A 14,046-nucleotide genomic window follows, 5' to 3' on the forward strand; every position below is an offset into this window, starting at 1 on the left:
GTGTGTGGTAAATGTACTCATGCACTCGGCGGTGGACATCTGGAATTTTACTTTCATTAAGATAACGGTAGTTGCAGGACGGCCTTATTCGTACGAACCGAGCTCACACTCGGCGGCCGGACCTGCATCACAGGCATACCCGAGATCGTCACGACTCGTGATGTTGACAATTTCGAAGTATTTGCCTGACTGCTGGTCTGCGGCTGGAAGCCCTTTCACGACTGGGACGTCACGCTGGGACTGGTGGTCGCACCCACGCATGGTCTCTGCTCCCATCCCGATGTTGTCGTATTCGTAATCCTCCAATTGCTTGATGACCTCTGGCGGGTAGAAGGTGCCTGCCCGCTCGACGGCCGCAGCGTACTGGAGCGTCTGGGCGTACGCAAGCTGTGCGGGCCCGGACGGCGTCCGGTCGTACTCTGCGTTGAACGCTTCGGTGAACTCCTTCGATGGGGTATTGTCGATTTGTGAGTCCCACGCGACTGTTCCGTAGACGCCTTCGATTGCGCCACCTGCTGCCTCGGCCATCGGGCGGTTGTACAGCGGAACGAGAATCTCCATATTCTCGTCAATACCCGCGTCGATAGCCTGCTGGACGGAGTTTGCGCCATCAAGCCCGTAGTGGTTGAGGATGAGGACGTCCGCACCGGAGTTCTGTGCTTCTGAGAGGTACGTCGAGTAGTCTGTGGTACCCAGTGGCGTCGCAACCGATTCGGTCTGTTCCCAGCCTGCGATTTCGGTCATGAACTTGTTCATCGAGGCTTGCTGGGTCTGCCCCCAACTATAGTCGGCGTATAGCTGATAGAAGGAGAGGTCGCTTCCGTATGCCTCCTTTACCACTGGTGCCAGTGCCTGCCCGGTCATGTACGCGTTGAACATCTCACGGAATGAGTAGCGCACACAATCTTTTCCGGTGGTGTCGTTCGAGTGGGTCAGACACGCCATGAACATGACCTTCTCGTTCTGACATAGCCCTTGGACGGCGATTGCCACCGCGGAGGACGACCCGCCCGAGATCATGACTGCGTTGTCACGCTGAATCATCCCGGACGCGGACTGTCGTGCTTGGTCTGCGTCGGTAGCCGTATCACCGTCTACGTGGTCGATGGTGTACCCGAGAACGCCGTCGCCCGAGAGGTCGTCGAACTGGGAATCGACCCATCCACCTCCCTCGTTCAGGTGCTTTACCGCGAGTTTGTACGCTCGCAGTTCGTCTTCACCCTCAGAGGCGTACGGCCCGGACTGTGGGACGTTGAACCCGAAAATTGCCGTGTCTCCTTCGATGGGGAAGTTCCCGAGTGGGGGGTAGTCTCCGCCATCACCGCCACTGCCGCCGTCTCCGCCACTGCCGCCATCGCCGCCATCACCGCCGTCTCCACCATCATTGCCGCCGCCCGTACAACCAGCGAGTCCAACTAATCCCGCAGTGCCAACTGCACCGGTCGCCTTCAACAAATCTCGTCGATTGAGTGGTGTGTTATCTCGTGCCATATTGTACCCGTGGAGACATCATTAATAATCGTTTTGTATCTCTCATCTTATTTGATGTTAACACCTATAATATGTGTGCGGTATCCTTAATATGATAATATTTACCAATAGTTATATTCTATTGGAATATAATGGTATAATATCATTCTGGGGTGTGTCGCGACAAAATATGGCGTTTCTCTCCCACCCGACTGAACGTTGCTATCCTTTGTCATCTGCCACCGACCTCCAGTGACACGACGGATTTTTTCGCGACTAGACCCCTGTCCCAGTCGGCGCATCGGGCAACTCGTGCGCCGTCGCGTCCATCCCCAACTCCTCTAACGCTGCCTTCATGTGCTTATCCTCGGCGAAATCTGACCCATCAGCCTCCCGAAGCGCTTGCACCTTCGCGAGTACCTCGCCCCGGCGGTCGTCGGGGATGTCGTACTTGTCGGTCGAGAGCTCGATGACGAGGCCGTTGTTGTCGTGGGTGTACAGCGAGAAGAAGATGCCGCGGTCGAAGATGTTGTAGCTCCGGCCGTCGTCATCGATGGCCTCGATCATCTCCTCGAAGCGGTCGGGCGCGATGCGGAAACAGAGGTGGTGCACCGAGCCAACGGCCCCGCGCTGGCCGTACGGGTTCGACTCCCGGTCGTCGCTCACGAAGAACGTGATGATGCGGCCGTCGCCCGTGTCGAAAAACAGGTGTGTTTGGGAGGGGTCGTCAAGATTCGGCTGGCGGAGCACGAGTGGCATGCCAAGCAGGTCGCGGTAGAACGCGACCGTATCCTCCTCGTTGCTCCCCCAGATGGTCATGTGGTCGGTACCGGTGGTGTGAATTGGGCTGTCTGGCAGGTCGTCGGTGACGGGTATCTCGTTGCTCATGGTGTTGGTTGTATCGGGTACTCTCAATCGACGAACGGGCCGCGTTGGCGGATGGATTCGCCGTGTGGCTTTCCTGAAATGGCCGCGACGCGGAGGTCGCCGTCGCTCGAAAGCGTCGTCGTGCCACCGTCTCGACGCACGTACTCGCCCGCGGCGAAGTCGTGGCCGTCTACGCGTCCGGCTCCGGCGATGGCGTAGCACACGCCGCACCAGCCGTCGGGGACGCGCCAATTCCACTCCGCTGAAATCGTCACGTCGCGGTACTCGACGTCGGCTTCGAGGGTAATCGGTGACCCCGCGCCGACGACGGTCGTGACGGTTGCGCCCTCCACTTCCTCAACTGGCAACTCGGCGGCCGTCGCGTCCTGATACGACGGGTCGAGTCCCTTCTTCTCGCGCGGGAGGTTCACCCAGAGTTGCAGGCCGTTGCACGCCGCACCGTCTGCGGGCAGCTCCGAGTGCTGGATGCCACTCCCGGTCGTAATTCGCATCGCGTCGCCTTCGCGGGCGGTATGTGACTCGCCAAGGGAATCGTCGTGACGCATCCCGCCCGCGAGCATGTAAGAGACGATTTCGAACCCGCGGTGTGGGTGGGTCGAAAATCCCTGCGTTGGCTCGATGTAAAATCGCTCGAACACGACGAACGGGTCTGCGTGCTGGAGCCGGGCCGTTGGCATGACGCGGTTGCCGCGCATGCCGCCCGGATGCGTAATGTCCGTCGCCGAGTGGGGCGTCTCCTGCGGCGCGAGTGGGTCGTTCGAGGTCATGGCCTATCCTCGTGTCGTGATGACACGATTTGCCTATTCCTACACGAGACAGGCTCTTAAGGCCGGTAGTAACACCGAAGTCAGTAGGTGTCGTCGCCGTCAGCCCCGACGCAAATGGGGTCGTCACCTGCGTGTTCGAGGACGACGTCGTGGCGCGTGTGGCGGACGTGCGTCTCTGCCCATCGACGCGCCGGACTTTCAGACAAGAAGTGCTCGCCGTCGGGACACTGCTGGCAATCGGCTATCCACGGCGTCACTTCGTCGGGGAAGTGGCCGGTGTGGCGCATGTGGTCTAAGGCGAACTGCTCGAACGACTGGTTGCCCACCCCGAGGTCGTCGAGTTCGTAGGAAAGGCTCCACTCGCGGTCACACCGCGAGCAGGTAATCGTCGGCGTGTCGTCTACGTGCTCGGTCACGACGCGAGATACGGGGCGCGACCACTTCTAAGTGAACTTCTCACTCAATGGCGCGTTCTGTATCGTCCGTCTCCCCACCAACGCGAATCCGCTCGTCCCAGTCCTCGAACATGCCGTAGTCGGTCATCGCTTTCATCCCCGCGAGCGCCGCAGAGAGTTTGATGCCGACGAGCGGCACGTCAGCCACCGAGAGTACGACATCTGCCTGCACGACGGCTCCTTCGCGGAGAATCACGTCGACAAAATCCACGAACGCGTCTTCCTCACCTTTGCTTGGCTTCATTCGAGAACGCCCTCTGCGACGTGGGTGTACGGCGGCCACGGCCCGGTGTATCTGACTTCAACGCCCTCCTCTGTGGCCACCTCGTCCAGTTTGTCGCCTATCGCTTCGGCACCCGCCTCGGTGGCGAGCGCGGAGATTCGCGCGACGACTTCGCCGTCCTCTCTCCCTCCGCCCAGTTTCACCGACTGCTCACCGAGCGCTTTGACGGCTTTCGCGTGTGGCTCCACCCGCGATTCGAGCGCGTCCTGCTCTGCGGCCTTCCGCTCGCGGGCGAGTTCGGACACGCGTTGTTCGTACTGCTTTTCGACGAGAAATCGCTTTCCGGGTGGGGCATCTTCGAGGATTGCTTCGAGTTCGTTGAGGCGGTAGTCGGTCTCATTTTTGGCCGGGCGGTCGTCGGCCCAGACGACTTCGACCCGATACTCCCAGTGACCATTGAGGCGGTCGAGTTGGGTCGCAAGTTCGTCGCGCGACTCACGAAGCCACGCCCGCACTGCGTCGTCACCACCCTCGAACACGGTGTTGAAGCGAAACGGCAGCGGCGTCCCGAACGCCTCGCCAATCTCGTCTACGATGGCGAGGTGGTCGACGAGCAACCGCTGAACATCAGTCTTCTCGGTCGACTCGAACGCCGTGTCTTGTGGCTGGACGAGCGCGCCGAGGTCACCGTCACAGACGAGGTACGCGTCGGTTCCATCGAGGCCGACCGTCCGGTAGCTCACGGGGCCGTCTGCGAGCGAGACCACACAGAACACGTAGCGGCGCTCGTCACTCATCTCGTTCCCCCCAGTCCGACGGCGTCGTCAGGCAGTTCGAGGGCGTGCTCGATGAGGCCGTTCAGGTCGCCGCGCAACCGGGTCACGTCGTCCTCGATTCCCTCGTCGCGTTTGAACCGCTCCAACTCGGCTTCGAGCGTGGCAAGCCGTCTCCCGAGGCGTTCGATTTCCTCATCTGAGAGCGTTTCAGACTCCATTCGGCGGATTGCTTCGCGCTCCATCACTTCGAGCAACACGTCCGCGACGGCGGCGACGAGCGTGACGAGGCCGTTGTCCGCGCCGTCCACCTCAATCGTCGTCATCGGCGTCTCCTTCGGCGGTCATTGCCGTCGCGTCGATGGTGTCTGTGTCGAGTGGGGCTCGCCCGGAGGCTTCCGCCACCCGTTCCATGTCCGTGCCGCTCGGGAATTCGAGGCCGTACTGGGCGGCCGTTTCGAAGGAGGCGATGGCCGCGCGGATACGGATGTCGAGCAGTTCCGTGTCGCCGACCGACACCGCGATGTCGGCGTTGATGACGACGCCCTTGTCGAGCAGCAGCTCGACCATGTCCGCGAGGTCGCCTTGCTGGCGGGAGGGCCGGGCGCTATCCATCATCTTCCTCCTCGAAGCGACTCCCGTAGATGCGCGGACGGTTCGGCGCGGTGGAGTACTTCGTTTCTTCGGGAACCGTCGAGCCGCGAAGCCCCGGCACCGTCCCGGAGTTCCGAGACGGCACCGTCGATACGGCAGTTGGACTCCGCGATGACGGCTGGCGCGAATCCGGCGTCGTCCGCTCTTTGTTCGTGTCGTGAAGTTCTTTCAGCCGCGCTCTCGCCTTCAATAACTCGTCGCGGAACTCGTCGACGGCCTCGCTCGCCTTCTTCTGGACCGCAAGTTGGCTGAACTGGTCTAAATCTTCGGGCTCGTCTACGGCTTCGTCGCTCACATCGGGCGTCTCCACGTCCCGCTCGTCGTCGCCTTTGAGCGCCGCGACCATTCGGCGGGCGTGTCGCCACGCACCGCGCACGTCCATCGCGTTTTTCGCCGCCTCGGCATCGACGGCCTCCGGCACGTCGTCTATGTCGAGCACGTCCGCCACGTCGCGTTCGGTAATCACGTCGTTCAGGTCGGCATCGTCGAGGGCGTCAGGTACCTCGGAGATGGTGATGGCCTGTGCCAATTGGGTCACGTTGATTTCATCGACCATCGAGGTTGCTTCGTCTCCTGCTTCTTGGAGGCGTTCTACCTCCTCGGGTGCGTGGTCTGAAGCCGTGTCTGTGACCGTCTCTGCGACGTCTTCTGCGGTCTCTTTTGCCGTGTCGAGTGTGTCACCAAGGTCAGTGTCCATTATTGTTTCACCTCCACGCGCCCGCCGAGGCGTTCGTGGGCGCGTTTTGCCCGCTCCAGTTCGGCTTCGAGTTCTGCTTTTCTCGCTTCGTACGCCGCATGCGAGAGGTCGCCGAGTTCGTAGAGCAACCGCGCTTCTTTGAGCTGGTCGCGGATGGCGTCGGTGTCGTACAGCTCGGTGAGCGCGACGGTGTGGATGGCGTTGAGGATGGAGACCAGCGGACGAACCAGGAGGTCATCGACCAGTAACATTGCTCCGTTCCCCGCTGATTTCGATGTCTACGAAGTTGTACGGTGCCCACGGCCCCGTGTACTGCACCCGCAGGTCGGGGTACTCGGCTTCGAGTTCCTCAACCACGGCGTCGAAGGCGTCGCGGTTCTCGCGGGCGACGAGATATGACTTGTTCAACACGAGGAGGTCGCTGAAGTGGTCGCCGTCTGCGGCCTGTTCTGCCACGGGGGCAAGCCGCGGGGTCACGTCATCGTGGACGGCCTCGGTGTCCACGTCTGCGTCCTGTTTTGCCACGAGTTTCACTCCGAGTTCCACCTTCCCCTCGGTGTCACGCAGCGCCTTGGTGAAGGCTCTGCGCCCGCCACGTAGGATGTTCTTCACCCCGCGTGCGGAGTCGAACACCATTCCAAACCGCATCGGAACGACCGTCGTGCCGCCGTCTAGCTGCATTACGGCCTGCAACACGTCGTCGTGTGCCCGAGCGTTCTCGTCGGTTTCTTCCGGCTCTTCGGTGTCGATGTCGGAGACGATCGCTGAGAACGGTGGATAGTCGACCGTGTAGATATCGGTCGCCCCCTCTACCCCGGCAACGGCAACGTCTACCGTCGTCTTTCCGACGACGCCGTAGACGTAGTAATTGCTCGTCATCGTCTCTGTGCCCGCCGCTGGTCGGTATGACGGTTCATTGTTCTCATAGCCATTTGCCACACCGCCTTCTAATTGTGACGGCCAAACAGTCTGGAAATTTTACCCGTCGGCCTCAACGAATAAAGGGGTCCACGAGAGACGGACACAGGCAATGGCAGGTTCCCAACCAGACACCTCCAGTCTCGCAGACGTACTCGACCGCATCCTCGACAAGGGCGTCGTCATCGACGTGTTCGCCCGCCTCTCGGTCGTCGGGATCGAACTGCTCACCGTCGAAGCACGCGTCGTCGCCGCCTCCGTGGACACGTTCCTCAAGTACGCAGCCGAGATGAGCAGGCTAGAGCAAGTAACCCAATCCGGTGACCTGGAGGACATCCAGGAGTTCGAACTCACGGCAACGAACTAAATGAGCACCGACGTAGACCAATGTCGCGCGCTCACCGAAGACGGCGCGCGTTGTGACCGGGAGGCGACCGACGGGTCGTTTTGCTACCAGCACGACGAAGACGACCCGACCATCGACGAGGACGCAGCAGACGACCCGTCGCTCGATGGCGACCTGTCCATCCTCGACGTTCGCACGCGCGTCGCGGAGACGGCAACCGACCTCATCGGTCACGACTTAGACGGCGTCTCTGAGGTCATGGCCACTGGCGACGACGGGTGGCGAGCGGTCGTCGAAGTCGTCGAACGCCACTCGGTTCCGGACACCCAGGACATCCTCGGCCAGTACGAGGTGCTCCTCAGCGAGCGCGGCGAGATAGAAGGCTACAGCCGTCTCGGGCGGTTCCGGCGGTCTGATACTGCCGTCCAGAGCTGAAACGCCCTCGCCGGATTTCGCTCACACCGGCGTTCTGAGCGCCCAGCTGTCAGTTTCCGGGTCGAGGCGGTTCGGTTCTTTCCCCCGTTCTGCGAGCAGGCCAACGTGATAGAGCATCGCCTTCAACTGGAACACGGTTGGCGAGTGATACACGTTGCCGTCCATGAGTGCCTCCCTCACTAACTCACCGTCCTCGCTGAGCACGGCAGACCGAACCGAAGCCGTTCCCCGAATGAACAACTCAACCGTGAACGTTGGGTGTTGTTCGTAGAGCGTCGTCACGAGGTCGATGAGCGTTGGCTCGGGCGTGTTCCATTCGTGGAGCTGCTGGAGTTCCGTCACAAGCAGTTGGGTCGCCGGGTAGGCAAACACGACGCGCCGGGCGAGTTGCCCCCAGCGCGGGGCGTCGGTGTAAAAGCGCGACTGGGTTCCTTTCCAGTGTTCGAACCGTTCGAGGGCCGCTTCCACGCTGCCACAGGTCTCCTGTGCAAATCGCACCACTTCGTGACCGAGTGGTGTCAGGGTCTCTCGACCGAGGTCGTCGTCTACAAGGCCAAGAAATAGGGCTCCCCGTCGGGCACTGTTCGTCTCACGGACGACGTACCGCGAGAGCGTTTGCTCGACCTCGTGTTGGTTCTCCCCGAGCGCAAAAGCAAGCGCATAGCCGAGGTAGTTTTTCGGGTGATTCAACCCGAAGGACTTGTCGGCGACGCCCTGTGCGCTTGCCTGAAATCGGATTGCGTCCGTCGCTTCAGAGCCACGGTGACCAACGAGCCGTGGGACGACAGTCGGTTCGACTGCGCCGTCCGGGGAGACGCTCAAAATCCCCACGTTCAACTCGCGTGCGAGCGTCGCATCGGTTTGCGTGATGGCGTCTGCCGGTGCGGCCAGATACGCCGCGTTCGCCTCCCCGAGGCGGTTGTACGCCTGCACGATGCCGCGCTCTGTGTCCACTAGTCCGTTGCTTGTGTGGCCTTTTGCCTCGATGGCGACGAGCGGCGGGTCGTCACCGAAGCGCTCGACAGCGAGCAGTTCGGGTTCGAGCGTTCTGACGCCGACTAAGTCCGGATAGCCACTACCAATCTTGACGTGGTTGAACGGCGCGAGTTCTTCGACGATGTCTGCTCGAATGCGCTCGTCTGCGAGCCACGTTCCCGTCGAAAACTGTGTGTCAGTGACAGCATACACTTGCGAATCTTCAGACTTTGGAAACAGCCGTCGCTTCGTGTGTGCGAGCACGTAGGGTTCAGAGAGCGACCCCGAAGCGCTAGCCATACCCTCGTTTCACCGACCACTGATAAGAACCTTGAGCTGGCAGAACGTTCAACCCGATACCACCCCAACCCCCGCCAATGCCCGAGGTTCGAGGCGTCGGCGTCGACTCAGAGACGCGCTGTGCCCACTACGACACAGCCCGCGACGTGGTCGCGCTCAAATTCGCCTGCTGTGAGACCTACTACCCGTGTTTCCAGTGTCACGAAGCCGTCGCTGACCACGACGCCGTCGTCTGGCCGCGCGCCCGATTCGACGAGCCTGCGGTGCTGTGTGGCGTCTGTGACACAGAACTCTCGGTCACGGCGTATCTCGGCGCCGACGACGCGTGTCCGGCGTGCGGGGCGGCGTTTAATCCGGGGTGTCGGGAACACTACAACCGCTACTTCGAGCGGTGAGCGAGCCCACTCTGGATAGGTGGCAGATGTGATAGTAATGTGTCTACTTACGGTGCTGGTGGGTACGATTTCCCGAATCCGTGTCGATAATCACAAATCATTCGGTGGTAGTAATGGGTCGTTTCCAGACCATCCGTAGTAATAATCTGTAGAAAAACACACGCAATTAATACATTCAATACTGTCAAACATTCTTACGATAAGTATATACTAATAAACGTACACTTTTCACCTAAGATAGCCTGTGGGGACGGGCTAACTGGGGGGTTAGACAATGGGACACTGGGGGGACAGTGGACAGCCGAGAGGCTCACCACACAACAACTGGGGGACAGCCACGCGAGCACAGGCCGAGACGATTGGGGTCGTCCTGTTGCTCTTTTTCGTCATGACGACTGTCGCACTCACCGCGTCGGTGGGTTCGGCCGGCCTCGAAATGGCATCGAACACCGCAGAGACGAGCAAAGCAGAGGTCACACTCATGCAACTCGACAACCGCATGGAACAGGTTGCACTTGGCGACACGAAACTCCAGACGATGGCGCTCGGACTCGACGGCAAAGAGGGAACGATGCACGTCCGCGAGGGTGCCGGGTCAATCCGCGTCGAGGTTTTCCCGTACGAATCGAACGAGGTCGAGACGGTGCTCGTAAACGAGCCGCTTGGCGACGTCGTGTATCGCAATGGTAACGTCACGCTCGCCGCACAAGGCGGTGGGCTCTGGCGCGTCGATGGGGACGGGCAAGCGCGGATGATCTCTGCACCACGATTCCACTACAAAGACGACACGTTGACGCTTCCTATCATCGTCACCAGCGGACAGACGACCCTCGACACTGAAGCCGTCATCACCGAGCAGTCGGTGCACTCTCAATCGGTGTATCACTCACAAGATGAGGGTGCTATCCTGAAACCCGGCTCTCGTGTCCGAGTGACCATCCAGAGCGACTACTACGTCGCGTGGGGCGCGTATTTCGAACGCGAGTTCAACGGAACGGTCACGTACGACTCGGCGGCCGAGACTGCCTCGATCGAGTTCGCTGCGCCACTCCAGAACCCGGGGGTGCTAGGTGGATTGTTTTCGACCTCACCGGACGACGTCATTATTAAGGCCAGCTCTGGGACGGACTTCACCGACAGCTACGATTCGCGGGTTGGCCCCTACGATGCCGCGACGGCTGGGTCGAATGGGCACGTCATCGGGGCAGGAGACGTAGAAATCACCACAGGACAGGTCAACATCAACGGAGACCTCATCGCAGGGGGTTCGCTAAACGCCAACTCGAACAGCATGTACATCTCTGGGAACGTGACCTACAGCTCGCTGGTCACGCAAAAAGGGACGATTGCTGGCTGGATGAAACAACAGCCAGTCTACTTCGAGGACGTTGCTGCGATCGACCGTGTTATCGATGCAAAAGTGCGTGCCATCGCGCCGACCAACGATAATGCAAATGTCTCAGCACTCTCGGGTACCAACGTAGACGCCAGTGGCGGCCCCGTCACTCTCTCGGCTGGCGACTACATCGTCGATGACCTCACCTTAGACGGCTCCGACGAGGTGCTCGTCCTCGACCTGAGCCAGGGTGACGTCAACCTCGTCGTGAACAACAGCTTGACGGTCAGCAACGGCGCGGAACTCCGTGTTATCAACTCTGAAAACGGGACGGCTCGCGTCTGGTTCAACGGGACTGCACTTACTTTCAACTACGCGACCGTTACCGTAGCGGGTGACAGGGCGAACTCGCTGTGGATTTACGCCCCTGCTGACGCCGATATGCTTCTCTACGACGGCCAGTTCACGGGCGTCATCTACGCGCCAAACGGCGGTAACGCCGGTGTTGGCTCCGTGACGATAGAACACTTCGCGGACATCAAGGGCGCAATCGTCGCCGGTCAGACGGAGTTTCTCACCGGATCGTCTATCCACTTCGATGAAGCGTTGCTCCCGACCGACCCGATTCCACCGACGGGCCACTCACCAATCCGGTACATCCACCTCTCGGTGAACGAAATCGAACTCACCGAATCCGACTGACTGTCGCGAGATGCGCTTCCCCGAAGGCTAGCTACTTAGTCACACACCCACCACTTCGAGGTATGCACCTTGGGAGTATGCTGCCAACCCACTGTACCGGCGAGTATCGCGTCCCGGCGGAGACGATTCGCTGGTGGGCGCGCGAAGCGACCGACGCGGGCTTTCACGGGCTCTGGGTACTCGACCACGTCGTCAAACCAGATACCTACCACACGAGCCTGCTCGACCCACTGATTGCGCTGTCACACGCCGCCGCAGTCGCGCCATCTGCGAATCTAGGCACGTCCATTCTCATCGCGCCGCTTCGGCACACCGCGAACATCGCCTCACAAGCCCTCTCGATTCAGCACCTCACGGAGGGGCAGGTCACGCTCGGGCTTGGAGCCGGATACGTGCCAAAGGAGTTCGAAGTGACGGGGGTTCCGCGCACCGAACGCGGCCCGCGTGTGAGCGAAGCCGTGTCCGTGTTGAACCGGCTGTTCGAGGGCGAAGCCTCCTTCTCCGGGCGCTTTCACGAGTTCGAGAATGTGCGCATCGACCCCGTGCTCGACACCCCACCAAAGCTCCTCGCTGGTGGCTCGTCGATTGTTGACGAAGACGGTAACCGTCGCATTCCACGCCCCATTCTCGACCGGATTCTCGACTGTGGGGGCTGGCTTGCCCGGCCAACGCAGCCTGAGAAACTCGAAGCCGAGTGGGAGATCATTTCCGAGTACGCCCGCGAACAGGGTGTCGACCCCGACTCCCTGCGCCGGGTGATGCTCCAGTACATCCACGTCGTGGACACCGACGACCGCGAAGAAGCCCACCGCGAACAGAAACCCGCGTTCGAGGACTATCTCGCGGGCGACCGGGATTTCGACTACGCAAAACGCTACTGCCTGACCGGCACGCCTGCGGACATCCACGCCGACCTCGATGCGGTCGAAGCCATGGGCTTTGACGAAGTCATTCTCGGGCAGGTCGTCCACACGCCAGCCGACCTCGAACAGCAGTTCGACTTACTGGTCGAGACCTTCCTCGACGCCTGAGCCGTCGGCCATGATGCGCGCGGAGGGTGCTGGCTCTGGTTCGGGGCGCAGGGCGGCGTTCGCCTCGGGCGAGAGCCGGGTGACGACCGCTCGGCCCTCGCGTTCGCGCACCACGATGTCGTCGGCTTCGAGCCGTTGGAGGTGGTGGGTCACCGTACTCGGGTCGCGTCCAAGGTCGGCGGCGAGTGCAGACACCGAGGACGGGCCGAGCCGCGAGAGCGCGTCTAAGACGGCCGCCGTCGCCTCGTCGTTGAGCGCCGCGGCGAGTTCGTGACCCTCCGTGTGGGCAGCATAGAACCGGCGCTTGCCCCGTATTTTCGCGCCCGAAATCAGCTGCTCGTCTTCGAGCACCCGGAGGTGGTGGCGGGCCGTCGAAAGCGGCACGTCGGCGCGGTCGGCCACCGCAGAGAGGTAGATGCCGGGCGACTCGCTGATGGCCGAATAGACGGCGTCGCGCCCCTCGTGTTCGAGCGGGTCTGAGTCGTCAAAGCGGCTGTAGCGAAACGGCGCAATGATGCGCGTCACGCGCTCTACGCCCGCATGCAGCCTGCTGGTGATGGCAGAGTGTGACGCCTGCGTTGCAACGTGGCTGAAACTCGACCAGTCGATGGCAGGCCCATAGCGCACCGCGCCCGCGGTGACGAGCGCGCCCACGCCGAGCGCGATGCCGGGTTCCTCAGGTACGGGTTCCGGCAACGAACCCGTCGAAAACGGCGGGAGGAGTGCTGTGGCGTTGTCGGCTGCTGCGGTTGTCTCCGCCGACTCCGCCACGTTCCGTTCTTCGCTGGATGCGGAACTTGCCACCGCCACAACGTCGGCGGATTCGCTCGAACTCGCCTCCACAGACGCCGTGGTGTCGTTCGTTTGCGTGGGTGATTCGTCCTCGGTCGTGTCCTCCGTCACACCGTCCGTCTCCTCGACAACCGCCTCGGTCGTCGTGGTCGTATCGGTGGCGAGGGTTTCGGTGACCGTTTTCGTCGGGTTGCTTGCGACGGTGTCAGTCGTGACCGCCGTTTCCGTGACCGTCGTCTCAGTGGTCGCGGTCAGGTCGGTGGTCGATGCCGTTTCCACCGAGACGGTTGCGGTGGTGGTCGACTCAACGGTTTCCACAACCGTGTCGGCTGGGTCAGTCGAACCGTCGGTGAGGGTGTCTGTGGTCGCGGTTAACTCGCTCGTCGCGTCTCCCGTGTCAACGCTCTCGGTGGTCGTTCCGTCGCTCACGTCTTCGACGACATTGGTCGCCGTGTCCTCGACGGTCGATTCGACGCCATCGACGGTTTCGGTCGGCGTGGGCGTCGGAGCCGACACCTCGTCGGTTAGCGTGTCCGTCGAAGTGGTCGCGGAAGTCGTCGTCTCGGTGGTCGAATCAGTCGAATCGAGCGTCGTCGAAAGCGTTGCTGTCGAGGTCAGCGTTTCCGTGTTTGCTTCAAGCGTCGTGGTCGGTGTGTCAGTCAGCGTCTCCGTGCTCGCCTCAAGCGTCGTATTCGTGGTGTCAGTCGTGTTCGTTGTCCCGGAAAGTGGGTCGTCGGGGAGCGCGGTGACGGCCATCGGTGAGAGAACGAGCGCGACCGCTACCAAAATCGTTCCAAGTACCCACACGCGGACACGGTCGTCAGTCGCTTTCATGCTAGGGCATACCTTCACAACCTGTCGATAGTCTCGATATTAGGCACATTCGCAT

18 protein-coding genes are annotated in these 14,046 nt (G+C 61.3%); 5 read left to right on the top strand and 13 right to left on the bottom strand.

All coding sequences use genetic code 11. The annotated features are described in order from the left end of the window. Nucleotides 1–84 precede the first annotated feature (84 nt). The 11 genes from V5N13_RS10350 to V5N13_RS10400 all read right to left on the bottom strand — a co-directional run bounded on the left by V5N13_RS10350 (nucleotide 85) and on the right by V5N13_RS10400 (nucleotide 6,806). A complete protein-coding gene (locus V5N13_RS10350; protein WP_336360697.1) occupies nucleotides 85–1,491 on the bottom strand; it encodes an ABC transporter substrate-binding protein in 1,407 nt (468 codons plus the stop codon). Between the two features lie 255 nt (nucleotides 1,492–1,746). Next, on the bottom strand, nucleotides 1,747–2,358 hold the full coding sequence (locus V5N13_RS10355; protein ID WP_336360698.1) for a VOC family protein: 612 nt from the start codon (nucleotides 2,356–2,358) through the stop codon (nucleotides 1,747–1,749). Between the two features lie 23 nt (nucleotides 2,359–2,381). After that, complete coding sequence (locus tag V5N13_RS10360; protein ID WP_336360699.1) at nucleotides 2,382–3,125, bottom strand: pirin family protein; 744 nt, start codon at nucleotides 3,123–3,125, stop codon at nucleotides 2,382–2,384. A gap of 80 nt (nucleotides 3,126–3,205) precedes the next feature. Continuing rightward, nucleotides 3,206–3,541, bottom strand: coding sequence for a hypothetical protein (locus tag V5N13_RS10365; RefSeq protein ID WP_332897846.1), 336 nt, complete (start codon nucleotides 3,539–3,541; stop codon nucleotides 3,206–3,208). A 40-nt stretch (nucleotides 3,542–3,581) separates the two neighbouring features. Continuing rightward, nucleotides 3,582–3,824: a gas vesicle protein GvpM gene (gene gvpM, locus V5N13_RS10370; RefSeq protein ID WP_336360700.1), complete on the bottom strand. Its 243-nt coding sequence runs from the start codon at nucleotides 3,822–3,824 to the stop codon at nucleotides 3,582–3,584. After that, complete coding sequence (gene gvpL, locus V5N13_RS10375; RefSeq protein ID WP_336360701.1) at nucleotides 3,821–4,600, bottom strand: gas vesicle protein GvpL; 780 nt, start codon at nucleotides 4,598–4,600, stop codon at nucleotides 3,821–3,823. The genes gvpM and gvpL overlap by 4 nt, the downstream gene beginning before the upstream one ends. Further along, nucleotides 4,597–4,902: a gas vesicle protein K gene (locus V5N13_RS10380; protein WP_336360702.1), complete on the bottom strand. Its 306-nt coding sequence runs from the start codon at nucleotides 4,900–4,902 to the stop codon at nucleotides 4,597–4,599. The genes gvpL and V5N13_RS10380 overlap by 4 nt, the downstream gene beginning before the upstream one ends. Then, nucleotides 4,889–5,191 carry a gas vesicle protein GvpJ gene (gene gvpJ, locus V5N13_RS10385; RefSeq protein ID WP_442905069.1) on the bottom strand — a complete coding sequence of 101 codons (303 nt, stop codon included), beginning with the start codon at nucleotides 5,189–5,191 and terminating at the stop codon, nucleotides 4,889–4,891. Before gvpJ ends, V5N13_RS10380 begins: the two co-directional genes overlap by 14 nt. Then, complete coding sequence (locus V5N13_RS10390; RefSeq protein ID WP_336360703.1) at nucleotides 5,184–5,927, bottom strand: hypothetical protein; 744 nt, start codon at nucleotides 5,925–5,927, stop codon at nucleotides 5,184–5,186. Before V5N13_RS10390 ends, gvpJ begins: the two co-directional genes overlap by 8 nt. After that, complete coding sequence (gene gvpG / locus V5N13_RS10395) at nucleotides 5,927–6,178, bottom strand: gas vesicle protein GvpG (protein WP_336360704.1); 252 nt, start codon at nucleotides 6,176–6,178, stop codon at nucleotides 5,927–5,929. The genes V5N13_RS10390 and gvpG overlap by 1 nt, the downstream gene beginning before the upstream one ends. After that, the gene (locus V5N13_RS10400; RefSeq protein WP_336360705.1) at nucleotides 6,162–6,806 is read right to left on the bottom strand and encodes a GvpL/GvpF family gas vesicle protein; all 645 of its coding nucleotides are present in this window, start codon (nucleotides 6,804–6,806) and stop codon (nucleotides 6,162–6,164) included. The genes gvpG and V5N13_RS10400 overlap by 17 nt, the downstream gene beginning before the upstream one ends. A gap of 151 nt (nucleotides 6,807–6,957) precedes the next feature. On the opposite strand from V5N13_RS10400, the gene gvpA reads away from it, so the two are divergent. Then, nucleotides 6,958–7,212 (top strand): gas vesicle protein GvpA, encoded by a 255-nt coding sequence (gene gvpA, locus V5N13_RS10405; protein WP_332897853.1) that lies wholly within the window; start codon nucleotides 6,958–6,960, stop codon nucleotides 7,210–7,212. After that, nucleotides 7,213–7,626 (top strand): gas vesicle protein GvpO, halophile-type, encoded by a 414-nt coding sequence (gene gvpO, locus V5N13_RS10410; RefSeq protein WP_336360706.1) that lies wholly within the window; start codon nucleotides 7,213–7,215, stop codon nucleotides 7,624–7,626. Between the two features lie 21 nt (nucleotides 7,627–7,647). Here gvpO and V5N13_RS10415 read toward each other — a convergent pair whose 3' ends face one another. Then, entirely contained in the window at nucleotides 7,648–8,901 is a 1,254-nt protein-coding gene (locus V5N13_RS10415) for a hypothetical protein (protein WP_336360707.1), read from the bottom strand. A 77-nt stretch (nucleotides 8,902–8,978) separates the two neighbouring features. Here V5N13_RS10415 and V5N13_RS10420 point away from each other — a divergent pair, with 77 nt between their 5' ends. The 3 genes from V5N13_RS10420 to V5N13_RS10430 all read left to right on the top strand — a co-directional run bounded on the left by V5N13_RS10420 (nucleotide 8,979) and on the right by V5N13_RS10430 (nucleotide 12,365). After that, a complete protein-coding gene (locus tag V5N13_RS10420; RefSeq protein WP_336360708.1) occupies nucleotides 8,979–9,296 on the top strand; it encodes a CHY zinc finger protein in 318 nt (105 codons plus the stop codon). A gap of 274 nt (nucleotides 9,297–9,570) precedes the next feature. Next, nucleotides 9,571–11,334 carry a DUF7289 family protein gene (locus tag V5N13_RS10425; RefSeq protein ID WP_336360709.1) on the top strand — a complete coding sequence of 588 codons (1,764 nt, stop codon included), beginning with the start codon at nucleotides 9,571–9,573 and terminating at the stop codon, nucleotides 11,332–11,334. A 62-nt stretch (nucleotides 11,335–11,396) separates the two neighbouring features. Beyond that, nucleotides 11,397–12,365, top strand: a complete 969-nt coding sequence (locus V5N13_RS10430) for an LLM class flavin-dependent oxidoreductase (RefSeq protein WP_336360710.1) — start codon at nucleotides 11,397–11,399, stop codon at nucleotides 12,363–12,365. Here the strand turns inward: V5N13_RS10430 and V5N13_RS10435 are convergent. After that, complete coding sequence (locus tag V5N13_RS10435; protein ID WP_336360711.1) at nucleotides 12,336–13,991, bottom strand: winged helix-turn-helix transcriptional regulator; 1,656 nt, start codon at nucleotides 13,989–13,991, stop codon at nucleotides 12,336–12,338. The genes V5N13_RS10430 and V5N13_RS10435 overlap by 30 nt on opposite strands. Nucleotides 13,992–14,046 lie beyond the last annotated feature (55 nt).

This window comes from Haladaptatus sp. ZSTT2, assembly GCF_037081775.1.
In the GTDB taxonomy this organism is placed as follows: Archaea; Halobacteriota; Halobacteria; order Halobacteriales; family Halococcaceae; genus QDMS2.